Raw genomic sequence first — 25,726 nt, 5'->3', positions numbered from 1 at the left:
TGATCTGACCTCAAGCAGGGATTGATTTCGAATAGGGAAGATCGGCCACTAGGTCGCGCAAATTCCTATTCGCGCGCTCCTGCCCCGCAGGAGTTGGCATCTCGAATGTAAACGGTGACAAATCGAAGCCGTCTTGGCTGCCGGGCAACAACGATACTAGAAGTGAAAACGGCAGATACGTTATCGTGGCTGCGTTGATGGATGCGGCAATATTACTTTCGATGGTTTTGCGAACTTGCGACTCCATCTTGTGAAAACGAAGGCTTTGCGCGCGCTGTTCGGGCGGCAATCGTTTCCATATCTGCCAGAATGCCAACTCATCTAGTGTGTCGATACCCATGCCGTAGTAATTCGGAGCCACTATAGGCGGCGAACCGATCGCCCAATGTACGGCTTTGGCTCCAGCGGCAAGCAGCATTTTTGTGACAGCCTGACTGGTATCGCCCCGAATGAGGGCCTCGTCGGCAATTATTATCGTGGTTTTAGCAAGGCTAGTTGCCGAAACGCGGTACTTTTGAGCAATGCGAGACTTTCGTTGGTTGGGTGTACCAATGAGAGTTCGCTGATAAAATTGCGTTGCGACTACTTCCCGACGCTGAGCGAGCATGCCGTATTCGGCGAGAGAGGCAAACAGACCATCAGCGTATGGCCCTCCAGTATGCGGCATCGAGGAAACGACTGTCAGCGCCGAGCCCGGTTCTCCTTGCAGTCGCTTCGCAACAAGGCCGCCAAGGGCGACGCCGATGTTGTAACGGGTTTCGAAATGTGATTGGCCTTCGATCGATGTGTTCGGATTTCCTAAGTAGAGAGATTCGTAGGCGCAGAGTTTGGCTTTGTATCGCCCGTTGCTCACGGAACGATCAACGCAGCACCCCATTTTCCCGTCCACATACTTGATGTGGCCTGGCAAGATTTGCCGTGTCTTACCCTCTAGACCGGCAAACGCACAATTTTCTGAAGCAAAGAGCAAGAACCCGTCATCTGTTTGCATAGTTTCCAAAGGTCGCAAACCACATCGATTCCGGTATGCAACCAGAGTTCCTTCTCCGTCCAGGAAAAGCGCGCTAATAGCGCCATCCATACGGTCATCAATGTCGCGAAAGACGTTTTCATAATTGACGGGCAGACCGTGCCGCCAATAGTCTCTTTCACAAGTGCGTTCAATCCATTTGAGCAAGAGCTCGGCATCTGTGTTGCCGCCTAACCGATAGCCATGGGCAAGCAATTCCCCCCTGAGTTCACGGGCATTGACCAAAGCTCCATCCAAAGAAATTGCCAAATGGCGGCTGGTGCCCGCATTGTGGTGAATTGGCGGAAGTTCGCCGCCATCGCTGGTTCCGCGGCATCGGCTACGAATGTGGGCGATTGCAACATGGGGCCTAAAATTTGGATCCTGTTGATCGGGCTCAATGCGCACGGAGTCGCATGATGATTGAAGCGCTCTCGCATATCGAATACCTTCGTTGTGCATGAACGCTGCAACGCCGACACCCGCCTGCCCACGAAGTGCAAGTTTCGGAATCATGTGCTTCAGGCGATCATAAACCGTCGCCCGTGAGTTGTTTGAAGAGCATAGAAACGCAGCGGCAACACCGGACATGCTATTAGCCCTCTTATTCAAAGAACCGATGTCCCGGGTCCATCACAGCCGAATGTGTTTAACCGCCAGGGCGTGAAGACGTGGTTCCGCTTCTCACTAAGCAAGCGACGTACCAGTCCTTAGACGACACGGCTCGCCGCCAAAGCGGCGGAATTGGAAAACTTCAGCCATTTGGTTTGCCTGGCTGATCTCGCCGTCGTCCGATTCCTGACACGTTGTCTGAAGCGCGACGCGTTAGTACGAAAAGAGCCAAGCTCTGACTCTGGTCCTATCGTCCCACCACACATTGGCGCTCAAGCTTGCGTGCGACGCGGTCCCCTCGCATGAGCGAGCATGACGATTTCGAGCCGCACTAGGCGTTCTGCTGTTCTGCTCCACTTGCTGACGCTTCGTGTGTCTCGCGGACGAGCCTATTTCTTCTTCGCGCCCAACCGAGTCCTGGTCGAGCAGCTGCTTCAGCCTGTTGCCTTTTCACAGACGAGCATGATCGAATCAGAGGGTCCCCGGGTCTTGGACGCGCTCGCCGCCATCTTCAAGTTCTGACTGGGATGCGAGTGGACAGCCGGATTGAAGCGGACCCGGACGATCTCATCTGCCGATGATCAACGTTCTTCACCGCGCCGTTGTGTGTCGACATCTCCTCTCCCGCACGTCCGCCTCTTGGGGCGGAATGGGCCGACGAAGCGAAGCGCCCTCGGCAATGAGTTTATTGCCGCGCTTGCCTCCGCCTGCCGCGATGCCGTGTCGGATGAGGCCGTCCGCTGCATAGTGCTTTGCAGCACCGATGCGTTCTTTTTTTGCTGGATCGGACGTTAACGGAATGCAGCAGCGCGGCTTGAAGCGATCAGTAATCCTGCCCGTGGCAACGATTGGCGGGACATCACGAATTGCCCGAAGCCCATTATTGCTGCCGTAGAGCAGGTATGCTTTGGAGGCAGGTCACGAACTTGCGATGCTGACCGATGTCGTCATCACAGGAGAAGGCGCGCTCTTTGGGCAGCCTGAGATCAAACGGAATTCTGCCCGAGACGGCACGACTCAACGCCTGACCCGCGTGTCTCTGGCAATGCTGATGATCCTCGATGTCCAATCTATTTCGGTCCATACTGCGATCGAGCCGGGGATGGTAGCCGAAGTCGCGGAAGCAGGTAAAGCGCGAGCGCTCGGGATCGCAGATGTGCTCGCGCATAACCCACCGCATTCGATAGAACTTGCCAAGGCTTCAGTTCTCGCCGCCCGCCAAACGACCCCGGATGCTGGCGTGGAATTTGAGCGGCAAGCGATCCGGGTTGCGTTCACGGGCTCCGACCAGCAGGAGGTAATGAACGCATCGTTTGAGGAGCGGTGACCAAAGTACGAGAGAGCTAGGGTCTGCACCTAAATAGCGCCACGTGATTCTCTTGCCTCCGTGTTCTTGATTCGGGGGTGAGAGAATGCGCGCGGGTTTGTTTTGGCTGAATGACAGACAATGGGCTCGTATCGAACCTCATCTGCCGACGGGACTGACGGGGCCGGATCGGGACGACGATCGGCGCATCATCAGCGGTATTGTTCACATGCTGCAATCGGATGCGCGATGGCGTGATTGTCCGCGCGAATACGGTCCTTACACGACGATCTACAATCGCTTCAATCGCTGGGCCAAGCGCGAACGATGGTGCGCAATCTTTCAAGCACTGGCCAAACCTGGCAAAGATGCCGTCGTGCTGTCGCTCGACTCGACTTCGATCAAAGCTCATCGGTGTGCCTCCGGCGGAAAAGGGGGGAGCACAATCAGGCAATCGGCCGCTCGCGGGGAGGCTGTACGACAAAAATCCATGCGCTGAGCGATCCGCTCTGCCGACCGGTCGTCCTGCATCTGACCCCAGGTCAGGATGCCGACATCGCTGCCGCGCCCGATGTTCTGGCGCTCGCACCACCCATGAGCGCGCTTCTCGCAGACAAAGGGTACGACGGGGACAACCTTCGCGCCGAAATCGCTGGTCGCGGCGCCAAGCCCGTCATTCCCGATAAATCCAACCGTGTCGTCATTCATCGCTTCAACAAACGCGCCTACAGAAGCCGAAATGTCATCGAACGCTGCTTTTGCCGGCTCAAGGACTTCCGCCGCATCGCCACACGATACGACAAGCTCGCCCGGAATTTCTTGGCCGCTGTTCAGCTCGCCGCTCTCGTCGCATATTGGCTCAATTGAGTCTGTACCCTAGGACTTCTTTCTTCGCGTCATAGAGACTACGAAGATACTAGATGGCAGCCATGCCGCAGCGAAGCTAAGGAGAGCAGTTGGCTGGCCAGTATGGGTGACGAGCATAGGAAACTGCGACTACCGAGGCCCCTGCTACGCAACGTCCGTTGCAGCCTGCTATACTCCGGAATGCTGTTTGTAGCCGAGGGAAACGGCTCGTGCTGATACTCAGCGCCGATTGAGGTCTCGCTAAAGTTAAGATGATGGGCCCCTTGTCGCGAGGGCAGCCGTCGCCTCGCAGCTTTCCACATAAACGTTCCGAAGGTCTCAGGCTCCAGCCTCCTGGTGATCGTCGCCGCAGAGCGTTTCTGGGGGCATTGGGCCCAAGTCGGTGACGCCGCTCCTAGCGTCGCACGCCATGGCACTGGCCGGAGACTAAAAAAGGAGGCCGCTGCTGGACTTCTCCAACGGCGGCTTAAGTCGAGGGAGGAAGCAGACGACCCCGGTCTGCCAGCGGATCTGTCGCAATCCGTGAGAAGTAGTCTTTTGGTCCGAGTTGACTTCTCTGTGTTCAGTTCCCGTTGGAATATGTGCCAGCCAGCAAACGTTCGCGTGCGCGCACATCTAGACCAGGCCGAAACCACGTATAAGATCGGTGAAAGATGGGGATGAGTAAAATCGGGTCGAATGTGGTGAAAGTGACGGCTGTCGGCAAACTTGCCACTCTTCTGCCGACCGCCCGTAGGGGCGCGTCGCTCCAAATCTACGCACCATCTTTGCGCAGCCTTCCGAAAGGCTGCATGCTCGTCATGGCCACCTTGCCTATTATCGACTGGAACGACTGTCTGCTGCGAGACTTGCAAAACGTGTCCAAGGGAACGCGTGGCCACATTTACGCGGCGATCATGATGATCGATCCGTTCGCGTGCTGGGAGGACTTTGCCGAATCCTTGAAGAATGCTGGGATCCTCGGCGTAACAAACTTCCCACCTGCCTCCATGATTGAGCGGTCGACGGCTGGCGCGCCGGTCGATACCGGCCAGGAGCTGGAACTTAGGCGGATGGAATGGTTTACGAGTCTGGGATTCAAGACGTTGTTCGCCGCTGCCAAGGATTCTGAAATCATATCGGCAGAGAGACGACTTGGTTCGCATCTCCACGGTATTGTCTATTTGCCGGAAGAGGCTCTTGAGCTGCGGATTTGCAACGAGATGGAGCTGGTCAGCCTTGGCCAGCAGGGGTCGTCGATGCCAAAGTTCGCGCTCTTGGACGCGGCGGCTTCGAAGCGGCTCGTGCGCAAAAATTGAGGGCGACTGCTACTCTAAGATTCTCAGCTTCTTGATCTTGTTGTAGAGCGTTTTCCTTGAAAGTCCTAGAGAACGGGCAGTCCTCCCGCGGTGGAGCCTGTTTCTTTTCAAGCCTTCGATGATCCATTCGCGCTCGGAGAATGCCGATGTTCGCTTGGCGGGCAACTCCGCGTTCAACAACGGCTTGAGGACCTCCGCGACTATATGGGTATCTTTCAGCGCTACAAGTTGGTTGACGATCTGACGCAATTCTCTCAAGTTTCCGGGCCAATGATGGTCTGCTAGCGCCAAGAACGCGGACTTTTCTATTGCCATCGTTTGCGCGTTCGAATCCCCCTTGGCCTCGACTGTAAAATGCTGAATGAGCTGCGGAAGGTCCTCCAGCCGGTTTGGCAAAGCGGGTACTTCTATGTCGAGTCCAACAAAGAAGGCAAGAAGGCGGGGACATAGAACACTTTCCAACCCTGCTCCGCGAGCCACTGTTGCGGTTGCCACGATCCGGGCGTTTGACCTTACAATGGATACGCCGTTCAGCGGCATGAAACTACCCGTCTCGAGATAGTCGGCAAGACGCTCTTGTCCATCCCGCGACAGCTGATCGACATGCATCAGCAAGAGCGCAGAATCGCTTGCGGCTTCCAGGAGCGACAGTTGGCGTCTCCTGTTCTCATCGCTCTCGGTGCCGAACAGGGCAGCGACCGCATTGATTGCCGGACCCGGTCGGCAATGAAACAGCGCCGCCTTCGTGTTTTTCCGGTCGCTGAAGGCATGAACTAGACTTGCTATTCGCCCCTTCCCTGATCCCGTCTCACCCCACACCAGCACAGGATTGGGATTGCCAGCCAAACGCCTTGCGGTCTCGAGAGCGCGCTTCATGATTGAGGACTGCGCAATTATGCCGTGCCTGAAGCCGCTCAACTGGAGCTGGCGCTCGAGGAGATCGACCTTCTCGCGCAGCAAGTGAATGGTCTTGAAGCCCGAGGTGACCTCAAGGACCGACATTTCCAGTGGGACGCGGTCGAGCGAAGAGCCGCCGATGAAACCCTGGATACCCGTTTCGCGGCAGATATCCAACAATTCGTCAGGCTTCGTAATCGGTCCGCCGCCGAGCAGGCAGATCACGTTTCCATCGATGGATTGAGCCACGCGCGCAACGGCGCGCGTACGCGCGGCCAGTTCCGACAGGCTAATCGATGGGACGGATCCGTCCTCGCCCCCCCGGTTGAGATTGAAGTTGATGCAGATGGCCTCAGCGCCTGCTTCGACCATGCGTCTTGCTTCGGATTGGGTGCGTGTGTAGGCGATAGTCATCAGGCCACGTCTGGCAGCTTTCACCAGGAGCTCGATTTCTCGCGCGTAGCCAAGACCGGACTTTTCAAGCAGTGATCTCCTGTAGTCGTCGATGTGGATGACGGACGGGAAGTTGGTGGCCCCAGAGAAGCCCCACCTGATGATGTGGTCGAGAAAGCGGTCAATATCGAGCTGCGGATCGAAGGTACAGGCCCCGAAAAATACCGGCAATTTCGTGCTGGGCAGTATCTCGGTCCGGCCGAAGCCGGCTACGAATTCGTTGGAATTGCGGATTGGAAGAATTGAGGCCGGCGAAGAGCCGCCCATCGCGCGAAAACGGCCGGCATTCAGGGCGAGAACGAAATCCGCCCCCGCGCGTTCGGCGGCTCTCGCGGTCATGCCCGATCCGATTCCCGCCCCAAGCACAAACGAACGGGAGTTGCGGAAGAACTGCCTGATACCCCCTCCCTTCACCTGGTCCGTCCGCGTCTGCATACCGAGCCCCCGCGTCCCGCACTAAGGAAAGTTACCCCCAATTTGCGGGCGCGCGCAACCGCCGCAATGCCTTTCCGTTCATCGTGAACAGGTGGCAGTCCGCCGGAGCAGCAGCAAGCCGAACCTTGCCGGCGCTCTTGGGTGGCTCAGGCCTCGGCGCCTTTGCGACCACAGCTTCCTTTCCAGTGTTGCCGTAGATGTATGTGACGCTGCCGAGATGCTCGATGAAATCGACATCGAGCTCGATCGCTATCTCTTTCTTCTCCGCAGCGGATGGGGAAAAATCATCCGGCCTGATTCCGAGCGTGACGGGTTCGCCAACGAGCAATTTATCCGGTTGGACGGGAACGGATATTGTCGCACCCGCGTCCAGCCTGACGTTCATGCCCGACTCGTGCGCCGCCTCGATGTTGCCATTGAGGAAGTTCATCTTGGGCGAGCCAATGAAACCGGCCACAAAGCGAGATGCCGGATTGTGGTAGAGATCATGCGGGCTCCCCACTTGCTCGATATTGCCATCCTTAAGAACGACGATCTTGTTGGCCATCGTCATCGCTTCAACCTGATCGTGGGTCACATAGATCATGGTGTTTCCGAGCTGCTTGTGAAGCTTGGCAATCTGGACCCGCATCTGCACCCGCAATTCCGTATCCAGGTTGGACAGGGGCTCGTCGAACAAGAACACTTTGGGTTCACGCACAATGGCCCGGCCGATCGCTACGCGCTGCCGCTGTCCGCCGGAGAGTTGCCGAGGTTTGCGATCCAGCAGATGATCAATTTGCAATAAACAAGCCGTTTCGGCTACTCTCGCGTGTATCCGGACCCTATCAACCTTGGCCATGCGCAGAGGGAACGCGAGGTTCTCTCGCACGGTCATGTGCGGATAGAGAGCGTAGCTCTGAAACACCATGCCGAGATTGCGGTCGGCCGCGTCAACATCGTTGACGACCGCGTTATCGATCAGCAGCCGCCCTGCGCTAATTCGCTCCAGTCCGCCGATCATTCTCAAGAGCGTGGACTTGCCTGACCCCGATGGTCCGACGAAGACGACGAATTCCCCATGATCGATTGTCAGGTCTATATTCCGTAGGACCGGGATAGTTCCATACGCCTTATTGACACCTTCCAGGCGGACATTGGCCATCACGCTCTCCTTTGTCGCGAGCTGCCAGCAATCATCGGCGGCACCTCAACCTCCCTCAGACTCGACACGATGAAATCGGGCGGAATCAATGATGGGTCCTCCCGTGCCGGCACACCCGTCGTGACCAGCACGGTCGGAAGACCCGCCCGTTTCCCTGCCTGAATATCCGTCTGTAGCTGGTCGCCGATCAGCAAGGTGGAGCTGCGAGCTGTCCGCAGACGCGAAAGTGCAGTCTCGATCATATGCGTCTCGGGTTTACCGACGATCAGGGGTTTCACTTGCGTGGCAGCAGCGACCGCCGTGATCGTTGCACCTGCTCCGGGCTCGAACCCGTTGTCGGTTGGCAAGAGGAGATCAGGATTCGTGCCTATGAATGCGGCTCCGTTCAAGATCGCGTCGACCGCCGTCCGCATCTTCTCATGCGTGATCTGGCGATCGAGCCCCATCACTACGACCTCTGGCTTTCGGTCGGTAGTCTCGAGACCCACGCCGGCGATGGCCTTCACAAGGGACGGCGCACCGATGACATATACGCGCGTCACGTCTGGGTATTTCGCGCGGATGAGTTCCGCGGCCGTGATAGCGCTCGTCACCACGTCTTTCGGCGCGATGGCAAAGCCGAACGCTTCCAATTTGCGGACGACGTCCTCCGGAGTGTGCGTTGAATTATTGGTCACGAAGCAGACCGGCACTCCGGCCGCCTGCCATCGCCCAAACGCCTCCATGGCGTCTGGAATCGCAGCGTTCCCGCGATAGACCACGCCATCCAGATCCGAAATGATCCCTTCGACTGGCGGCCAGTCGAGGTGAGAGCCTGTACTAGCCATTCATAAGCATCCCGCCATTCACGTGAACGATCTGCCCGGTCATGTAGGAAGCTGCAGGACTTGCGAGGAAGACGGCTAGCCCTGCGATATCCTCCGGCACTCCTACCCGTCCCAAGGGGATCCGGCCACTGTGGCGCGCTTCCGTCTCCTCGCGCGGACGGCCATGCATTGGCGTATCGATGATCCCTGGCGCGATCGCGTTCACGTTGATGTTCAGGGGAGCGCATTCGTAGGCAAGCAACTTCGTGACGTCGTGAACGATCGCTTTGGAAAGACAGTAATCAGCTCCGCCGGCCTGGTAGTTGAACACGGCCCCCTGTGACGACAAGGAGGAGCCAACGTTGACGATGCGCCCGCCCTTGCTTTTCATGAAACGCTCGATGGCCATTTTTGAACAGCGCAGGACAGCGACCGAGTTGATCTGGATCGTACGCTCAATTCGTTCTGTGTTGCCGTTCAGCAACGGCTGTGCAGATTTGACACCCGCATTGTTGACCAGAACATCGAGCCGGCCAAAGTGTTTGGCGACCTCATCGAGCACCCTGGCGACGTCTTCTTCGCGCGCGACATCCATGACCATCGGCAATATGCCGTTGCCATAGGGCAATCTTGCCAGAGTGTCTCTGAGATTCTCCAGATTGGCATCGGTGGCGACGACGTTCGCCCCTCCTTGGCGGAACGCATTTGCAATGGCAGAGCCAATCCCACCGCCGGCCCCGGTGACGAGCACCGTTCTATCTGAAACTGAGAACTGTTCGGTCATTCCAACTCCAAGATCGTTTGGGACTTCAGAAACTCGTCAACGGCGTGGACCGTCGGCATAGCGCTTTGAGCGCCGCGTCGTGTCACACATAACGCTGCAACGGCCAGCGCTTTCCTCACCGCTTCCCTTAAGGGCAGGCCTTGAGCCAGTGATGCGGCGAACGCTCCGTTAAACGCATCTCCTGCCGCTGTGGTATCAACGACTTTCACCGGGAAGGCACGCAGCGCAAAACAGCTCGTTGCATCGGCATAGTAGGCCCCCTGCGCACCCAAGGTGATGAGCGCTGCCCGTGGCCCAAGATCAAGAAGCTTCGCAGCCACGCCCGCGGCACTCTCGAAGTCTTCCACCTCGACCCCCGTCAGTTCGAAAGCTTCCGCCTGGTTCGGCGTGACAAAATCGACACTTCTCCACGCTGCGGCTGAAAGTCCGGGCCTCACCGGCGCCGGGTTGAAGATCAGCTTGAAACCTCGGTCGGATTTCATCTCGAAGAGCCGATTGAGCGCTGGTATCGGCATCCCCATTTCGGCCACGACGATTGCTTCTCGGTCGATGAATCGCGCCGCGCTCTCGATCATGTCCGGCGTCACGTTGAGATTGGCGCCCGGGTCAATGACGATCATGTTGGAGCCGTCGTCACCGACCATAACCAGCGCTGAACCCGACACCTCCCCCGCACAGATCTCGATTGCATCCGCGCAAACACCGGCATCGCGCAGCGACTGCAACAGCAATCGTCCGGCATCATCATCGCCGAGACGCGTGTAAAACGTTGGCCGAAGACCAAGCCGGGCAGCGGCAACAGCCTGATTGGCGCCCTTTCCCCCGGGGTTGCGGGCCAAGGTTCCCATGAGGCTTTCACCCGGCGTCGGAAGCCGCTCGACATTGAAGCAGAGATCGAGATTCGTCGTTCCGAAGAACATCAATGGCCTAGCGCTCATTTTACGGCACCGAATGTGAGGCCACGTTCGAGGTGACGTTGGCCGATGATGATCAGAATGACGGGAATGATCATCGTCACGACCAGCCCTGCGGCCATAACAGGGTAGAACTGCACGCCCGGATTGAGCAGCTTGAGAAGAGCGACCGTCACCGGTGCTTTGGTCGAGCTGAGGATCAAACCGAGGGCGAAATTGTGCCAGGCTAGCAGGAAGATAAGCAAGGAGGCGCCGATCAACCCGGGCTTCAGAAGCGGCAGCACGATGTGCAACACGACCCGGAACGGCTTCGCGCCATCCATGGCAGCCGCCTCCTCGATATCCTTGGGGATGTCTTCGATATATGAGCGACTCAGCCAAACAATCATCGGCAGTGTGACAACCTGGTAGACCCAGATCATGCCGAGATAGGTGTCGTAGAGGCCAATCGTCTGGAAAATGCTGAACAGCGGGATGACGATCAGGAGTGCTGGAGCAAAGCGAAATCCTAGAATGAAGAAAGCGATGTCTTCTTTGAAAGGTACGTCCCGCCTCGCCAGTACGTAGCCGGCAGGCACGCCCAGGAGCAAAGAGACGATGACGGAGCCGATCGCTATGACGACGCTGTTCGTGATCGGCGTTAGGAAATCCACTTTGATCGTGCCGTAGCTGGTGGCACCCGCCTGCGCGACATCGAACAAGACACGAAAGTTTTCCAGGGTTGGCGAGAAGACGAAGGTTGGTGGCCAGGTCATGATCTCGGCCTGCTGCTTCAGCGACATCATCACGATCCAGACAAGTGGAAATGTCAGAATCAATGCGCAAATGCCGACGAGCAGGTTTAGAATCAAATTGGTGGAGGTCGAGCGTTTCAATCGCATACGTTGCCTCCTCAGCTTACGCGCTGCCGAACGAAGCGCCACAGCTTCACCATGGCAAAGGTTCCGATCAGCACGATCATCCAATTGACGACCATAAGTGCGGCACCACGCGCAAAGGCAAGATTCTGGAACGCGGTAATGTAAGCTCGCACCGAAAGTACGGAGGTGCTATTTCCGGGCCCGCCTTGCGTTGTCCCGAAGATGATGTCGAACTGATTGAGGGATTCGATCAGCCGAAACACTGCCGCGATCAGAATATATGGAGCAATCAGGGGCAACTCGATGTGCAGGAAGGTTGCCCAGCCCTTCGCGCCATTGACACGCGCGGCCTCCCTCACCTCTTCATTGATACCCTGAAGGCCAGCGAAGATGATTAGCGTGAAGAATGGCGTATAGGTCCAGACGTCAATGAGAACCAGCGAAAACATCGCGGTGTTTGGATCTGAAATCCACGCAAATCGGTTTATCCCCGCAAGGGACAGCAAGTAGTTCATAATCCCGCTTTGCGGGTCCATCATTGTCGTCCACATGAGCGCAACGCTCATCGGGGGCAGGACGAGCGGCAACAGAATGACGGGCCGCATCACACGCGCAAGGAAGACTTCAGTTGCGAACAGCTTGGCAAGTGCGAGACCGAATACAGCCTCCGCAAGTACCGCCGATCCGGCGTAGACAAGAGTGGCACGAATGCTGTTCCAAAAATCGCCTGTCTTAATCAGTGCTGCGTAGTTGTTGAGGCCGATGAAGTGGACCAGCGGCCGACCGAACCTGAGATCAGTCAGCGACTGAAAGACGCCGTAGAAAAACAGGAAAAGAAAGCCAAGAAGTACGATGATAGCGGGGGCGATTGCGGCAATGCTCCACCAATCAAGACGCCGCTCCTCGGCGCTCCTGACAGCCTTATCTTTTGGCGAAGCAAGTTGGCTGGCCGAAGGCTGCAGCGTCACGATTCCGTCGGATCCTCGAATGTCCATCTCATTATATCTCTAAAATGCAAAGGGCGGCGGTGATGCTCGCCGCCCCCCAGCGCCCTTCACATGGACGAACGGATCTCGGAAGCGAGGTCAGCCAGCGTGGCCTTCACGTCAGCTCCATTGACCATCTTTTGCATGGCCACGGCCCAACCATTCATTGCTTCGGCAAAGCCGACGCGAGCTGTAAAGGCGAGTTGTGCCCTGTCCTGCACGGTCTTGAACGTGTCGACGAAGTTGTTGAACTCCGGCTTTGCCGCATACTCGAGCCAGGCCTTGTCGCTCCAGGTCGAGGCACGCGGAGAGTTGACGAGCTTGCCGGCGACCGCGCCGTTCAGCTCGACCCGCTTTGACGTTGCCCATTGGATAAACAGCCAGGCTGCCCCCTTCTTCTGCGACGCAGCATTCATCGCCAGAGACCAGATCCAGATGTTGGATTCGAAATTCTTGCTGTTCGGAGCGTGCAGCGGAGGTGCGAATGCGATCTTCCCGGAGGCAGGCTTGCCAGCCACGTCATTCCAAAAGCCGAACATATTGGAATCGATCGCCATCGCCGTTCGTCCCGAATTGATGCCATCGACCACCTGGTACCAGTTGTCGTTGGCAAAGGACGGAGCTGCGCACTTCTTGATCATGTCCACATAGTCCTTGTGGAACGCGATCGACTCGGGTGAGTCGAGGCCGGTGTCCAGCTTGCCGTCCTTGACGACGAAATCATGCACGCCGTAGGACCTGGCAATCGAGATCGCAGCCGTGTGGATGCTGCTCCAAAATCGCACGCCGCGCACGCCCAAAGGTGTAATCGCGGGGTCCGCGGCCTTCAGCTTTTCGCAGGCCGCGGACATCTCCGGCGGAGTCGTTGGGACCTTGACGCCGTACTTGTGGAGGATGTCCTTGCGGTAGAACAACTGGATGTTCTCAAAGCCATGCGGAATGGCCCACACCTGTCCGCTTCCCGGCTCGATCTGCCCTTCTTTGACCTTCCAGGTCAGTGCATCCCGTAGTGCAGGGAAGAAATCCTTGTAGTCGTAGCCCGCCGCCGTGAGTTTCGGATCGTTCAAATAGCGGTCGAGCGGCTCAAGCAATTGACCTGGTGCAAGATCCCAAGCTGGTTGAATACCCGTACCCACAACGTCCCAGCTCGGCGACTTGGTACTGAGCTGGATTGTCAACTTATTCCAATAGGCATCGTCCGGATAAAGCTCGGGCGTCACCTTGATGCCCGTGAGCTTCTCGAATTCCGGCAACTGGGCTGCGACCGCGTCGGCATACGGATGAATGTCGTAGGCCCAGACGATCGACGCGCCTTCGAACTGGCGCCAGTTGATGTCGTCCGCCTTGGCTTGGGTAAACGCCATGGCCGTTCCGGCCAAAAGCGTGGAGCAGATGAGAGTTATTTTGGCAAAATTGGCCGAATAGCCGCGACAAGCGGCGAGCTTCCTTGGCATGATTCCCTCCGATGGGCTCTTTGGCCCGTAGACCACGCGCCCCCTCCTCTTCCAGAGGCCGCAGTGTCGGGAAGGCTAGCCCTCATTGTCAGGTCGTAAGCGGCTTTTCAAACTCTGGTTGGGTAAAGTTGAGTAACTCGACAGGACCACGAGATGGCAGATCGGAGAAAGCGCGTTCCGTCCACGCTGCTCTACCAACTTGCTGCGATGGACAGATCGTTTCAAGCGGAGAGAAGAAAGACGGCGTTCTCGCGGCCTGAGCGCTCAGCGATCTTCGCAGTCCTTCAGCTTCTACACAACGGCCCAGCTGTCGACCTCTTTGCCGTCGCGACTAAGCGGCACGTAGGCGGCTTTCCGCCCGTCGGCGTCGGTCACCTCGATCAGCCGGGGCATGGTGTCGGGGCATTCGCCGGCGTGCTCCCGGGTCTCGACCCGGTAGCCTTCGAAACGCATGTCGCATCCGTCGATTCCGGATCCTGCGGCCGTTTCCCAGGCGGCATCGGCGACCGGTCGGGCCCGGCAGAATTCTGTCGCGGGAGAACTCCAGGTCGGTTCGCCTCGATCGAGAACGCGCCGGAGCTCGTCGACTGCGTGACCGCGCCTTCCGGCGTTGCGCGGCGCGCGAAGCGGCCGTGCAACTTGTCTGCGCTGTTCGTTTCCGGCTCTCGACCACCGGTATTTGGACAGGAGCCATCAGCCGCCGCCGCAACATGCCACGGGCGTAGCTCCTCACCTAGGCTTGGCTCGATTGGCGCTTAGCGCCGGTATTCTAAAGCCACTGCTTGATCTGCTTTGCGACCTCTGCGGTGGAAATCCCGTAGCGGTCGTGCAGTGTCGGAAGTGCGCCGGCGTCAAGAAATTCGTCCGGCAATGCGATCTGGCGGAAAGGCGGATGGACGCCTGAACGCATCAGAAGTGCGGCAACCGCCTCGCCGAGACCACCAATCGTTGTGTGGTTTTCGGCAACCGAGCTTCTTTGAAGGATTTCATCGCGGAATTACGACCAAACGCGCAATTTTTGGCCGACAGGCAGGGGCTCGTTGCTTGGCGACGAGCAGCGCCAAAACGGTAAGCTCCTCGCAGGCGCGCACGTATGGCTGAGACTATCGCCACCTTCCGTGATTTCAGCCGGAGAGCGGATTTCAACCATTGAAAGTCACGCCTCGATGTCGACGCTTCAGGGCTTGGCGGCGCTCTTTCCCTTCTGGTTTTATGATGGCGCCTGTATTCAACGAACGAGCGCATTTTGCTGCAGTTCTTATGCGCCAATCCAGCAAGTGAGACCGATTCATGCACGAGATCCGCGCGAAGCTAATGACCGTCGACGGAAGCACCTACTGAAACTTGTCTCAGCGATTGATGATCACGCGGTTCCTAACTTCGGTGCGGAAATACGTCTCAAACATCGTCTACCTTGCGCAGTAGCGGCGGAAGAACATTCAGCTAAATACCGCCAGCGCGATCGTGCAGGGCGCCCGCTGTGCAGTGGCATCTGAACGGCTGGCGGAGTCTTGCATGATTTGGCGATGAGGCTTCTGTCGCTTTGGGCGAACTCAACCGCAATGTTCGGGATTACCGGCGGTCAACTATGATTCGACACATCGTATTCTTCACCGCAAAAGATAAGGCGCATGTCGACAAACTGGTCGACGGCCTTTCCGTTCTCGCCAAAATCCCGCACGCACGCCGGCTTGAGGTCGCTCGCAACCGCAAGAGTGACCGGCTTGGCAACGAAATTGACGTGATCGTCTACGGTGAATTCGACGACGAAGTCGAACTCGAAGCCTATAAAGCGCACGAGCTTTACCAGGAGTCGATCCGGCAGGTAAGACCGCTCCGAGAGCTACGTCTCGCGGCCGATTACAGCATAACAGTTGCGGAGCCAGTATGTGGCCCTATCCACGGGCCTACTTAACCTGGCAGGCGTGTAGGGGATTTGGGTGCACAAAAGCCTCGCCTTCGCCGGGCGGAATCACAGTCAGCCATGTATCGCTGAGCGACAGACTAATGCATGTAGTGGAACTGCAGTGGATTGAGCCCGTCACAGCCATGCGACGCCTCTCGCATCGGAGGCACCTCACGTTCCTGGATAGCGCATCGAGACACGCGGTGCTCGGGCAGTACTCGTATGTGACGTGCGATCCCTTCAGCACTTATATGATCGCGGGCGGGAGAGGTATTTGCAGCGGAGAGACCATTGTGGGCGATCCGTGGGCGGCACTTCGTGCTCTGCTAGCCAACTATCCGCAAGTGCACCGCGCCGATCTCCCGGCTTTCCAGGGCGGTGCCGCCGGCTTTTTTGGATACGAGCTGAACAGCACACTGGAGCGACTGCCGGTGCCAGCCATCGGGGGGCATCGCTTACCTCAGGTACTCCTACATCTTTACGACGTCGTGATCAGCTTCGATCACCGCCATGACAGATGCTGGGTCGTTTCCACCGGGTGGCCGGAGCAGGATCCAGCTCGCCGGCGTGAGAGAGCTCGCCGAAGAGCCGAAGAATTTGTTGGGCTGGTTACAGTCTCGGCCCGCCCTCCTGATTTGACACTAGGCCAAGTCGGCTCATGGCATTCGAACTTCAGTCGTCAGGGATACATCGCGGCGGTACAGCGCGTGATTGACCTCATTCTGTCGGGTGACGCCTTCCAGGTCAACATTGCGCAGCGCTTCAGCGCTCGCCTGGCGAACTCATTCGATTCGATAGCCTTCTATTGTCAGCTGCGGAAAGTGAATCCGGCTCCCTTTGCCGCCCTCCTTCGGTATGGCAAGCTCACCATTGCATCGAGTTCGCCCGAGCGTTTCCTAAAGCTTGACGGGCGACAGGTCGAAACGCGACCTATCAAGGGAACGGTGGCGCGTTCTGCTGATTGCGAGGAAGACCGGCGTCGCGCTGAGACGCTGCTAAGTTCGGAAAAAGATCGCGCCGAGAACATCATGATCGTCGACCTCCTGCGCAGTGATCTCTCGCGCGTTTGCACGCCCGATTCAGTCCACGTCCCGTCATTATGCAACCTCGAGTCCTATGCCTCGGTGCACCATCTCGTGTCCGTCGTTACGGGTGAGCTGGCACAGGGAGAGGATGCCGTGGGGCTACTTCGCGCCTGCTTTCCCGGCGGCTCCGTTACCGGAGCTCCCAAGGTACGCTCGATGGAAATTATCCTGGATATCGAGCGTGTGGCGCGAGAGGTGTTTTGCGGTGCCATAGGCTACATGGGGTTCAATGGACATATGGATACAAATATTGCTATTCGCACCGTGACGATCGACGACGGCCAGGCCGTCTTGCATGCAGGTGGCGGGATAACGGCAATGTCCGATCCGGCCGCCGAATATGAGGAGAGCCTTGCAAAAGCAGAGCGCATTTTTCGCGCATTCGTTGCTGAAGACGCCGGTGCATGTTGATTGTCATCATCGACAACTACGACTCTTTCGTCTTCAACATTGCGCGATATTTCCGCAAACTTGGTGCAGCAACATGTGTCGTCCGGAACGACGCGATGGATGTGAGCGAACTTGCTGACCTCAGGCCCCGCGCGGTTGTCATCTCCCCCGGTCCGGGCGCTCCAATTGAGGCTGGAATATCTAAAGCCGTCGTTCGCGAATTTTCGGGTCAGGTGCCAATTCTCGGCATCTGTCTCGGACACCAGTGCATTGGGAGCGTGTTCGGCGCACGTGTAACGCGCGCACGTCGTCCTATGCACGGTCGTCCCTCGTATGTCACACATGAAGGCCGGGGGCTGTTCAAAGACCTACCATCCCCACTTTGTGTGGGGCGCTACCATTCGCTGATCGTCGAATTTGATTCGTCATCTGCCCGACACCTCACCGTGACAGCACTCTCGGATGATGGGGAGCTCATGGCCCTCGCCCATCGCGATCAACCAACATATGGCGTGCAGTTCCATCCGGAGTCGATACTCACCCCACAAGGGGACGTACTGTTCGCAAACTTCCTACGGCTTGCAGATCTTTCTTAAGGCGGCCGTAGAGGTCTGTCGGTTTTAAAAATGCGCCGATCGAGAACATGCCGCTCGACGCGAAAAGAGTTGGCATCTGCTCGCGCCTCTTGGGCGGTTGCTTGTGCCCATGCCGACCTTGTAATTGTTCGACGCGACATCCCGTGCGCCTCGCCTGCCCATCATCGGAGCAGCGGTACTCAATTTCAGCCGCGGACGCTTAAAGGGCCGACGGTCGATAGAGTTCGCGCACACGCGTCAGCGGTTTCGCTTGCCCTCCGCTCTGGCTCAAAACGAGCGAGACGCCGTGGGCCGCACTTCGCGACCGCGGCGGAGCCTCGCTGTAGACCTTCTCCGGGCGCTCTCGCGGTCGATCTCTTGCACGTCTAGTGCCCTGCCCAGTCCTCGAGCGTGAAGATATGGCAACACATGAATTTTTGATCGGTGTGATAGTTTTATTCAGCGTGGAATTCGGCTGAAAAGTAGAACGTTCCTGCTCGTTGCACGCGCCAACATCGGTTCCAGAATTACATCGACCCCGAACATCAATCTTAATTTGAGGCTTTGATTGCGGCGACGCATCGGAGGGGTACGTTCGCGCACCGGACATTGCCCCCGTCCGGGTCCGCCCAGGCGAAGCCGTCGCGCCATCATATTCGGCATGGCGGCTTCGTTTGCCGGGCAATGCGCGCGAGTTCTGTTATGCGACGACAGATCACTGTTCTGCGAAGCCGGCACTCCGACAACCTCCGAGTTACGTATCTGTTGAGCAGGCATCTGATAAAGATTGCATATCTCAGTGAACCAGAGAGCCCTGCTCACGCGGAGCAGTCGCGCGAAGCGTTTACCCGAACAATGACAGATGTGGAGACCATCACCAGAGGACCACACCCGTCCGGTAAGGCTAACAAGTAGATCCGATTGCGTAAGGCGAGCATTGCGTTGATGCTGTCCGTCGTCGCGGAGGTGGCTATGTCTCGCGTATCCGCCGCCTTCGCGGCAAGGGGCCGCCGCCGTCACAAGCGACGGCCCCGCCCGTGAGCGGCCTAGTAAGCACGCCGCACTACTCGGGGCAGGGAGGGCAGTCTCGGAGAAAACCGGTGGGCAAGCGCGAGCACTGCGGCTTCGTCGGTTTCGAGCGCGATCTTCTGGGCGAGCATCACGTCGCCAGCTGCCAGAGCCCGTTCGGGAACGAAACACCACCCGATCTTAGGCTGTCTTTCTTCATCAAGCTCCAAAACATTGCTCATGGTGCCCTGATGAATTCGATATCGTCGGCCGGTGTGAGAGCCCGTGACTTCGAAATAACCCTCGGCATCAAACTGCGCACGCTGATCCGGAGATAGCCAATCGCGCAAAAGACGCCGCGCACGCGCTTCCGGCCCATTTTGCTCGATGAAGCTCCAATACAGCGAACGCAGGGCGCGCAAACGCGCACTACTGCCGACGCCGTTGCGTCTGAACAAAAACATTTGGTGTACCGAGAGGGTGGCTAGCCGCCGACGAGGCGCGGGTAGAACAGCGTCTCGTCCGCAATCGGATCAAATGTCCGTACGGCCTTGAGATCGCCGGCCGGCGTCCGAGTAGCAGCGGTAAATCCTTGGTCTGTCAACTTCTTAAAGCGCCGCTCAGCCTTGGCCAGCCCCTCGGGGTCGGTTTGGTCAAAAAAATGTCTGCTGTCGCCTGTGTGGTCGATCACGATCTGGGTAGCCATGGAAGAGAACTCCGTAAGTCCTAGCCCTAGCGTGGAAGAACCCCGCGGCGCCGGCTAGTGTTCCTAGTTCCGGAGAAATTTGCTGCGTTTCCCGTTGCGCGGCCATGACCGAAATCGGCGAGGCTCACCGACCACGCGCTCGCTGGTGAAGCTCGGATTTCCAACAGCAGTAGTCGATCGGTGGTGTCCAAGGTTCTACCAACCCGCAAATTGAAATCTCGGGCACCGGAAAAACCAAGACCCGTCGTCTCGACTTTCGCGATATTGCGTCGGCGCAGTGACAATCAGGCTTTTCGTAACCAGGGCTGCAGAGATGGGGACAGTGCGTTCGAGAAATCGGAGTCAAGCGACCGAGCGCGAGGCAAGAGGATAACATGGGGCTGCGGCCTCATGTCCGCGCCGCGAAGCTTGACTGCTTTGACGAGCACACTGCGGTGCGGCGCGCAGAACTCATTCAAGCTCCAGCGCGGCGAGCGTGTCAGAAATCTTCTTCTGGGCGTCTTCCGGCAGCTGCAGGATGGGACGCGGCGGTTCGGCCGCGCAGAGCCCTTTAAGCTTCGCTATTGCGTAAACTACGCGCAGACTCGAGAATGCCTTGAAAAGATGCCAAATCGGTTGAAGGAGTTCATTCAATCGTCGAGCTTCCGCAGAATCGCCGCCTTGCGCCGCACGAACGAGTGCCAGGCAGGTTTTTGGGAAGATCCCTCCCAAAACGCTGTACCAAGTCTCGCCCCCGGCCAACAGCGCGTCGAGGCAATTCCAGTCACCGCTGTAACCGAGCGAGAAACCACTCCGGACGGCCGCGCGCAACTGCTTCAAGTGATCGGCGACGGCGGAAGCGTCCGGCGCTGGACTCTTTACCGCAACAATTCCTTCCACACGACTCAATCGGCCGACCAAAGCGGGCGTGAAGCGGAAGTGCGTCGTGCCGGGATTATCGTTGGCCGACTGCTCTTCGAACCACGTCCGATTTGCATAACCGCCACCCAGCATGCCGAAGGCCCCGGCCGCGGAAACCGCCGAGGCTAGCTCGCCGCCGGAGGCGGGTCCATCGGTGCCAGCACGATCGGGTGCTCGAGCCCGAAAAAGTCGGTCAATCTCGTCTTGATAGCCATGTTGCCGTCCTTTGCTCGGGCGCAATCCGCCTTTTCGATGCAAAGGCTAGATCAGTCATTGACAACGGGAAAGTGATTACTTTTGATGATGGTCATCATTATGGGAGATGACCGCTATGGATAGCACCGACCTCAATTTCTTTACGGCGGTGGCGATGGCGGGCGGGATCGGCCGCGCGGCAAACGACCTCCACCTGCAGTCCAACGTGACGCAGCGGATTCGGGCTTTAGAGGTCCAACTTGGTGTCCAGCTTTTCCACCGGTCCAAAAAAGGGTTACGCTCACCTCGATGGGAGCAGGTTGCTTCCTTACGCCAATCGGATCAGCGAGCTTTTGGCAGAGGCCCATCGTGCCGCGCCGGCGCCGAATTCATAATGCCGACGATGAGCTGATCGCTCTTTCGAAGCAGAAGGCCGCGGACGCTTCCCGCGGCCTTCCAAAATGCTGATCTCCAATTCACTGATACAGCGCGCGGGCGGCAGGTTTCTCTGAACTTTGCTCGGTCAATGGATTTGCCGGCCCGCCGGAAAGGATCGCCGACACATCCAGACCTGGTTCGCGTAGCCGACGGCTTCAACGTCATGCCACCTTGGCTGCCCGGCGGATTCGACATTTTCGCCGAGCAGGTCGTGCCGATCCTGCGCAAGCGCGGTTTGTTCCCTCACGGCTACACGGGCACGACGCTGCGTGACCACTATGACCTGAGGCGGCTAGCAAGCGTCTTCTCCGATTTGGTTCAGGCGATTGCATAAGTCGCCGAGTTCTCCAAACTGTCGGTTCTTCACGAAACCAACAGACGGACACGAGTAGGCGGCAGAGATGGCTTGATCCAACCGATCGTGCAGTCTCAAGGATACAAAAAGGAACCCCATATTGTCCTTTCGACCATCTTCGTCAGCGTCGAGACCGGGTGCGATCCAAACGGAGCCTTTGCTCTTCGAAACCGACGTCACGGTAGCCGACCTAGCCTCCGTCGACGCTCGACGGCTGCGTTACTCAACATAGGTCAAAGCCGCCCTTTGAACTTCGGTCAGGCCCGAAACCGTGACGCGGCCCGGGCGTACGCAAATATTCGTTCAAGCCCGAGGCGACGATGTCGCATCGCAAGAAGGCATGGACCCCGATGATCTCTGAATTCGTCGCGGAACTTGCGCGCGCTGTGAGCGGCAAAACAGAGGGGACTCGAACCCCCGCCCCCTGGATTATGATCCCTGCTCAAACGCAATCCTTCGCTGAGACCGACTCAGCTCCGCGGGTCGGACGAAGAGCTGTTGATACTTCTTTTCAGCCGAAGTCTTAGCCAAGGATTCCAGAAACCTTGTATTTCTCAACGCAAACGAGACCAGTCTCGTGAAAGTTCGCTGCCAACTTAGTTTGGGTACGAGATCTCGTACTTCCGCCGGTACGCAGCTAGGAAGTCTTGGTCCGCGCAGATGCAGCGTCCTGACGTGTCTTTCGCCTTTGGATCGTGAAGATGCGCGGCGAGTGGACGAAGCAGGTTAATCCGTGTGCTTGTGGTCGGCACGTTCAAAACCCCCGAAGCGTGCTTCACGAGATCTGCCGCCAGCATTATGCCAGCAAGAGCCGACTGAAATGACATCGGTACAACGGCTTTCACGGGCTGCGCTCCATCCGTCAGGCGCATGACGACCCCGCCGCAGATTGCCCGTTGGTGAAACGATCGGATGGATTGCCCAACAAACTCTTGAAGGGATTCCGAAGAGATGTCGAAGGCCCTTGCGACACGCTCGACAAAACCGGCATCCAACGGCCTGTTCGTCTGAAGAAGAACCCGGATCTCCTGTTTGGCTTCTGGCATCCCCAGCTCCTCGGCCATCTTCTCGTCCTCGTCCTTTATCTTCCCGTGTGGCAAGTAGAGGCAGGCGAGACATGCACGGCCGTCATCGAAGCCATGGCGCGACACCCCGAGATCGATCTCCTGCGTCCAGGCGTTTACGACCCATTTCGGCAATGCCCCTTGCACGGCAATTCGGTCCGGCGCGTTGTCCAATGCAACAGCGACCCTTTCGAACCCCCAATTGTCGCGGTCGTTCACATAGGCGTCCCATTTGGCACGATGTGTCGACACTTCCAGAGCCGTGTCCGCCAACGCGGCGCGCGCCAGGTCCACTTTTGGTGAACCAACATGACATTGGCTGGCCAGCACGTACCGCTGCAGATTCGAAAGGTCGATCTCCTCATGGTCCACCAGACAGAGCGATCCTTTAAGTCCCGCTGCGCGAGCCAAGGCCCAAACGGCGCCGTTCCCAATCGCGCCGAGGCCAACGAGGTGCGTGTCGCCTATATCCACTCCATCAAGGGCAGGACCGGCTTCAGGGATGGCTTGGGCATACGTCAGCATTGATAAGTCGATAATGTCGTCCGGACCGCCCTGCTCCAGTTGTTCGCCAAACACCATCCGAAAAACATTGGCTGCGGCAAAGCATGACGCAGCTCCTGCACCGAACGGATTCATCGACGCGCCGGAGCCAACAGGACCGCGGCTCGAGAGCTTGGCTCTCCATCCGTCCGAGCCGATGAAGAAGGTCGGACACTTAGTACGCGGCAGACTACTTCCAACGACAAGGGCAACCGTGACTTGCTTCCTGATCTTGGCGAGCTCGATTTCGGGATTGATGGACTTCGCCAAGAGCTCGAGCGCGGGAACGTGATCCCTCGCCTTTGCATCGAGCGGCCGCAGCGCAATCGTCGGATAGAGACGCGATAACAGCCTGATGATGATATCCAGGCTGGCGCTGCCTTCCGGCGACTTCACGGCTGCGCCGTCGAACGCCACTCCGATGACCTGCGCCGCAAGCCTTTCCTCGAACACCGACATCTTAAAATTGGTCAATACCCGCGAGGCCGCCGACGCCGCGCGATCTATGAAGCTGGCCATGGCCATCGTTCACTCCTTGATCGAAATCATCCGCGAAGCCTGCTCGACTGTCAGAGATCGCCATACGCCGGCTCCGTCGAGCCGGTATGATGCGATATTCCCGAGATCGAAGGGCGCTCGTGCGAAATCTGGTACGACCAATGACAGGCATCCCACCGTCGCGGCGATCGCGTACGCGTCGTCCGTGCTGGAATGATAGGCCCGGCCGGGATGACTATGTATCTGGGCGACGAGCATCAGCTTCTCCCGGTACAGCAACACATTTATGCGATGCAGCTCCTCCGGTCCTATCACGACGCACACGCCGTCGCCGGTACGTATGTGGCGTTGAGCGGGAATGAGGGTCCTATGCACCTGGAAATGGTGCCCGGTCTGACGGCCCACCCAAAGGCCGAGACCTTCATGGCCTTCACGTCCCACCTTCCGCAAATGGGCATGGAGTTCGTCCACGCAGCTACGCGGGACAAATAGCGCCGTTACGTCCGAGACGCTTTTCATTCTGGTATCGCCGTCAGCGAGAGAGCCATGTTGATCGCCGGAGCCTGCGCCAGAACCTGATAGTGTGCGAGCGGGTTCACCCCATAGGCCCATATCTTTTCCAGTATGAAGGCCAAGGATCCTTCTCCACAATTCCGATGCAGAAGCCATGAATCACCCGTATGTGCCGGATTGTCGTGGTATTCGCGAACGCCTGGTAGGCAGATAAACGGCTGATCCTCGAGGCTGTCCGACTGAATCATCTGCGAAGGTTGAGCCACACCCTGCTGCGCCATGGTTGCGAAGGCCTCCGGGCTCAATCCCCCCGGCCGACGCAGCATCTGAACCAAAAGCGACTTGGCTTGTATCGGTTCTCGCGTAAAGGGATCCACGAACGTGACGGAGGGCGGCTGAAGATCGTAATTCGTGAAATCCAGCACGACCGCAGCGACAATCGGAGAAGGTCTCAGTTTAGTCGCCGCGAAAACTACGAAGAACTCTGGAAATTCGGCATCAAGCAGGAACCAACCCTTCTTGCGAAAGGCCGATTCCATGCTCCGATAGTTGGCAAGCTCCCGCGCAAACTTGACGCGTGAGACCTCGGGATCGACAGTCTGGAGATCAGACACCGGCCACGCCAGCCTTAAGGCTCAGGAACAGCGTCACTTCCTTGCCGAAGCCGAATTCCCCCACCTTCTTGTCCGGGTCCAGCAGCTCGCCCGCTTCGTTCTTGATCTCCCAGTTCTCGGGGGGCTGAGCCAGATTCTTCGTCTCCTCCAGCGCCTTTTGGCGGGCTACATGCAGCGGCTGCTGTTCGACAGCCTTGATTACGACAGGCTGACCGTTCACGACCATCGTGATTTCGACGAAAGCCGCGCCGTGATCGCCTCCCGGCTTCTTCTCGTTTTCCCTCATTTCGGTCCTCTCGTCGGTGGGCAGTACATCGAACGCCGGGAATCGATGCTGCCATTATGGGATGGATCCCCCAGCATCTGGATACATAACTTCAGTATCCGAATTTCCAAGGATTCCGCATCGATAATGTCTGCCGATTCGGCAGCATTACACAGCGAAAAAAAAGGTGGACGCATCTATCAGGATTTTCTCGATGGTCGCGTTGCGCGATACATCGATCTCGATCTGCCGCGTCCCGCGATAGGCTTCTGACCTGCCCATCCGCCCGCGGCACGCATCGTGCTAAATCGCGACGGGACGACCAGGCATCGGCTTTCAATGAACGCGAAGGCAAGGAGGCTCGAGCAGAGCGAGGCCGGCTCCGGTCAGTGACAGCAGGCCACCGGAGACGAGGTCATGGTTGCGCATGAAAGGCTCTCGAGTGCTGCGTGAGAGCGCCAGTCGCTGCCTGCGCCGTTCGACCGGTCAAGACTAAAAACAATAGCTCGAATTCGGCGCACTATTCCTGCTGTTGCTACGAAAGAACGCTTTTTTTCAGCATGATTGTCGGGCGGTTCGCCGCCTTACGGCGAAGACAAAGACTAACCGCGTTTGATAATTCCAGCCCCGAAAGAGCCTAGCTCTTCGGCGTTTGTGTTAAACGCCTCGACATTTGCCCCAATCTGTCGGAGCGCACTCGGACGCAGCCGGCGTGAGCCGTTTCATAATTGCGATACAGGTTTCAAATTAGCTTTTTGGAATGCGTGGATTTCTAATCATCTTTGTGGCCCTTTCGATAATGTTGGCGGCACGCGGCTGGCACCAAGATGGCTTCGTGCCGCGCCC

General features: G+C 57.8%; 26 protein-coding genes, 1 tRNA gene and 2 pseudogenes. 10 read left to right on the top strand and 19 right to left on the bottom strand.

Features of this window, described 5'->3' with window-relative positions:
- Positions 1 to 10: 10 nt before the first annotated feature.
- Positions 11 to 1,600, bottom strand: a complete 1,590-nt coding sequence (locus GWG65_RS30500; RefSeq protein ID WP_275199181.1) for a class II glutamine amidotransferase — start codon at positions 1,598 to 1,600, stop codon at positions 11 to 13.
- 952 nt (positions 1,601 to 2,552) lie between these two features.
- Here GWG65_RS30500 and GWG65_RS30495 point away from each other — a divergent pair.
- The 3 genes from GWG65_RS30495 to GWG65_RS30485 all read left to right on the top strand — a co-directional run bounded on the left by GWG65_RS30495 (position 2,553) and on the right by GWG65_RS30485 (position 5,092).
- Entirely contained in the window at positions 2,553 to 2,948 is a 396-nt protein-coding gene (locus GWG65_RS30495) for an enoyl-CoA hydratase-related protein (RefSeq protein WP_275199180.1), read from the top strand.
- An 85-nt stretch (positions 2,949 to 3,033) separates the two neighbouring features.
- A protein-coding gene (locus tag GWG65_RS30490) for an IS5 family transposase (RefSeq protein ID WP_275199179.1) occupies positions 3,034 to 3,794 on the top strand; the annotation gives its coding sequence in 2 pieces (ribosomal slippage) (positions 3,034 to 3,373 and positions 3,373 to 3,794; 762 coding nt in all).
- 659 nt (positions 3,795 to 4,453) lie between these two features.
- On the top strand, positions 4,454 to 5,092 hold the full coding sequence (locus tag GWG65_RS30485) for a hypothetical protein (protein ID WP_235940578.1): 639 nt from the start codon (positions 4,454 to 4,456) through the stop codon (positions 5,090 to 5,092).
- A gap of 9 nt (positions 5,093 to 5,101) precedes the next feature.
- Here GWG65_RS30485 and GWG65_RS30480 read toward each other — a convergent pair whose 3' ends face one another.
- From GWG65_RS30480 to GWG65_RS30435, 10 genes and pseudogenes are all read right to left on the bottom strand, one after another.
- A complete protein-coding gene (locus GWG65_RS30480; RefSeq protein WP_275199178.1) occupies positions 5,102 to 6,877 on the bottom strand; it encodes a phosphoenolpyruvate hydrolase family protein in 1,776 nt (591 codons plus the stop codon).
- A gap of 31 nt (positions 6,878 to 6,908) precedes the next feature.
- Entirely contained in the window at positions 6,909 to 8,021 is a 1,113-nt protein-coding gene (gene ugpC / locus GWG65_RS30475) for a sn-glycerol-3-phosphate ABC transporter ATP-binding protein UgpC (protein ID WP_275199177.1), read from the bottom strand.
- Positions 8,021 to 8,848 (bottom strand): HAD-IIA family hydrolase, encoded by an 828-nt coding sequence (locus GWG65_RS30470; RefSeq protein ID WP_275199176.1) that lies wholly within the window; start codon positions 8,846 to 8,848, stop codon positions 8,021 to 8,023. Before GWG65_RS30470 ends, ugpC begins: the two co-directional genes overlap by 1 nt.
- Complete coding sequence (locus GWG65_RS30465; protein ID WP_275199175.1) at positions 8,841 to 9,611, bottom strand: SDR family oxidoreductase; 771 nt, start codon at positions 9,609 to 9,611, stop codon at positions 8,841 to 8,843. Before GWG65_RS30465 ends, GWG65_RS30470 begins: the two co-directional genes overlap by 8 nt.
- Positions 9,608 to 10,531, bottom strand: a complete 924-nt coding sequence (locus tag GWG65_RS30460; RefSeq protein ID WP_275199201.1) for a ribokinase — start codon at positions 10,529 to 10,531, stop codon at positions 9,608 to 9,610. The genes GWG65_RS30465 and GWG65_RS30460 overlap by 4 nt, the downstream gene beginning before the upstream one ends.
- A gap of 14 nt (positions 10,532 to 10,545) precedes the next feature.
- On the bottom strand, positions 10,546 to 11,406 hold the full coding sequence (locus GWG65_RS30455; protein ID WP_148745508.1) for a carbohydrate ABC transporter permease: 861 nt from the start codon (positions 11,404 to 11,406) through the stop codon (positions 10,546 to 10,548).
- Between the two features lie 11 nt (positions 11,407 to 11,417).
- The gene (locus tag GWG65_RS30450; RefSeq protein ID WP_275199174.1) at positions 11,418 to 12,380 is read right to left on the bottom strand and encodes a sugar ABC transporter permease; all 963 of its coding nucleotides are present in this window, start codon (positions 12,378 to 12,380) and stop codon (positions 11,418 to 11,420) included.
- A gap of 59 nt (positions 12,381 to 12,439) precedes the next feature.
- Positions 12,440 to 13,735: an extracellular solute-binding protein gene (locus GWG65_RS30445; protein WP_275199173.1), complete on the bottom strand. Its 1,296-nt coding sequence runs from the start codon at positions 13,733 to 13,735 to the stop codon at positions 12,440 to 12,442.
- A gap of 381 nt (positions 13,736 to 14,116) precedes the next feature.
- The gene (locus GWG65_RS30440; protein WP_187436492.1) at positions 14,117 to 14,278 is read right to left on the bottom strand and encodes a hypothetical protein; all 162 of its coding nucleotides are present in this window, start codon (positions 14,276 to 14,278) and stop codon (positions 14,117 to 14,119) included.
- 316 nt (positions 14,279 to 14,594) lie between these two features.
- A pseudogene (locus tag GWG65_RS30435) lies at positions 14,595 to 14,792 on the bottom strand (transketolase C-terminal domain-containing protein); the annotation flags it as partial.
- A gap of 73 nt (positions 14,793 to 14,865) precedes the next feature.
- On the opposite strand from GWG65_RS30435, the gene GWG65_RS30430 reads away from it, so the two are divergent.
- From GWG65_RS30430 to GWG65_RS30415, 4 genes are all read left to right on the top strand, one after another.
- Entirely contained in the window at positions 14,866 to 15,321 is a 456-nt protein-coding gene (locus tag GWG65_RS30430; protein WP_275199172.1) for a hypothetical protein, read from the top strand.
- A 92-nt stretch (positions 15,322 to 15,413) separates the two neighbouring features.
- Positions 15,414 to 15,740, top strand: coding sequence for a Dabb family protein (locus GWG65_RS30425; RefSeq protein WP_275199171.1), 327 nt, complete (start codon positions 15,414 to 15,416; stop codon positions 15,738 to 15,740).
- 92 nt (positions 15,741 to 15,832) lie between these two features.
- Positions 15,833 to 17,227 carry an aminodeoxychorismate synthase component I gene (pabB, locus tag GWG65_RS30420; RefSeq protein ID WP_275199170.1) on the top strand — a complete coding sequence of 465 codons (1,395 nt, stop codon included), beginning with the start codon at positions 15,833 to 15,835 and terminating at the stop codon, positions 17,225 to 17,227.
- A complete protein-coding gene (locus GWG65_RS30415) occupies positions 17,224 to 17,802 on the top strand; it encodes an aminodeoxychorismate/anthranilate synthase component II (protein WP_275199200.1) in 579 nt (192 codons plus the stop codon). Before pabB ends, GWG65_RS30415 begins: the two co-directional genes overlap by 4 nt.
- Positions 17,803 to 18,827: 1,025 nt before the next feature.
- On the opposite strand, the gene GWG65_RS30410 is transcribed toward GWG65_RS30415, so the two are convergent.
- From GWG65_RS30410 to GWG65_RS30400, 3 genes are all read right to left on the bottom strand, one after another.
- Positions 18,828 to 19,253, bottom strand: a complete 426-nt coding sequence (locus tag GWG65_RS30410) for a hypothetical protein (protein WP_085398307.1) — start codon at positions 19,251 to 19,253, stop codon at positions 18,828 to 18,830.
- A 20-nt stretch (positions 19,254 to 19,273) separates the two neighbouring features.
- Entirely contained in the window at positions 19,274 to 19,495 is a 222-nt protein-coding gene (locus GWG65_RS30405; RefSeq protein ID WP_275199169.1) for a hypothetical protein, read from the bottom strand.
- A 450-nt stretch (positions 19,496 to 19,945) separates the two neighbouring features.
- Positions 19,946 to 20,488 carry a dihydrodipicolinate synthase family protein gene (locus GWG65_RS30400; RefSeq protein WP_275199168.1) on the bottom strand — a complete coding sequence of 181 codons (543 nt, stop codon included), beginning with the start codon at positions 20,486 to 20,488 and terminating at the stop codon, positions 19,946 to 19,948.
- A 238-nt stretch (positions 20,489 to 20,726) separates the two neighbouring features.
- On the opposite strand from GWG65_RS30400, the gene GWG65_RS30395 reads away from it, so the two are divergent.
- Complete coding sequence (locus GWG65_RS30395; RefSeq protein ID WP_275199167.1) at positions 20,727 to 21,002, top strand: LysR family transcriptional regulator; 276 nt, start codon at positions 20,727 to 20,729, stop codon at positions 21,000 to 21,002.
- A gap of 148 nt (positions 21,003 to 21,150) precedes the next feature.
- Positions 21,151 to 21,362, top strand: a pseudogene (locus GWG65_RS30390) (LLM class flavin-dependent oxidoreductase); the annotation flags it as partial.
- Between the two features lie 422 nt (positions 21,363 to 21,784).
- Here GWG65_RS30390 and GWG65_RS30385 read toward each other — a convergent pair.
- The 5 genes from GWG65_RS30385 to GWG65_RS30365 all read right to left on the bottom strand — a co-directional run bounded on the left by GWG65_RS30385 (position 21,785) and on the right by GWG65_RS30365 (position 24,901).
- Positions 21,785 to 21,859 (bottom strand) — tRNA-OTHER (locus GWG65_RS30385).
- A 120-nt stretch (positions 21,860 to 21,979) separates the two neighbouring features.
- Positions 21,980 to 23,515: an E2 ligase fold family C protein gene (locus GWG65_RS30380; RefSeq protein WP_275199166.1), complete on the bottom strand. Its 1,536-nt coding sequence runs from the start codon at positions 23,513 to 23,515 to the stop codon at positions 21,980 to 21,982.
- A gap of 3 nt (positions 23,516 to 23,518) precedes the next feature.
- Positions 23,519 to 24,007, bottom strand: a complete 489-nt coding sequence (locus GWG65_RS30375) for a Mov34/MPN/PAD-1 family protein (RefSeq protein WP_275199165.1) — start codon at positions 24,005 to 24,007, stop codon at positions 23,519 to 23,521.
- A complete protein-coding gene (locus GWG65_RS30370) occupies positions 24,004 to 24,615 on the bottom strand; it encodes a putative metal-binding protein (RefSeq protein ID WP_275199164.1) in 612 nt (203 codons plus the stop codon). Before GWG65_RS30370 ends, GWG65_RS30375 begins: the two co-directional genes overlap by 4 nt.
- The gene (locus GWG65_RS30365; RefSeq protein ID WP_275199163.1) at positions 24,608 to 24,901 is read right to left on the bottom strand and encodes a DUF2604 domain-containing protein; all 294 of its coding nucleotides are present in this window, start codon (positions 24,899 to 24,901) and stop codon (positions 24,608 to 24,610) included. Before GWG65_RS30365 ends, GWG65_RS30370 begins: the two co-directional genes overlap by 8 nt.
- 126 nt (positions 24,902 to 25,027) lie before the next feature.
- Between GWG65_RS30365 and GWG65_RS30360 the strand changes: the two genes are divergently transcribed.
- Positions 25,028 to 25,153, top strand: coding sequence for a hypothetical protein (locus GWG65_RS30360; RefSeq protein ID WP_275199162.1), 126 nt, complete (start codon positions 25,028 to 25,030; stop codon positions 25,151 to 25,153).
- Positions 25,154 to 25,726: the final 573 nt, after the last annotated feature.

It is taken from the genome of Bradyrhizobium sp. CSA207, from assembly GCF_029051685.1.
Lineage (GTDB): Bacteria > Pseudomonadota > Alphaproteobacteria > Rhizobiales > Xanthobacteraceae > Bradyrhizobium.
Note: the sequence above shows the minus strand (reverse complement) of the source record. Positions and strands in the feature narration are given on the sequence as shown.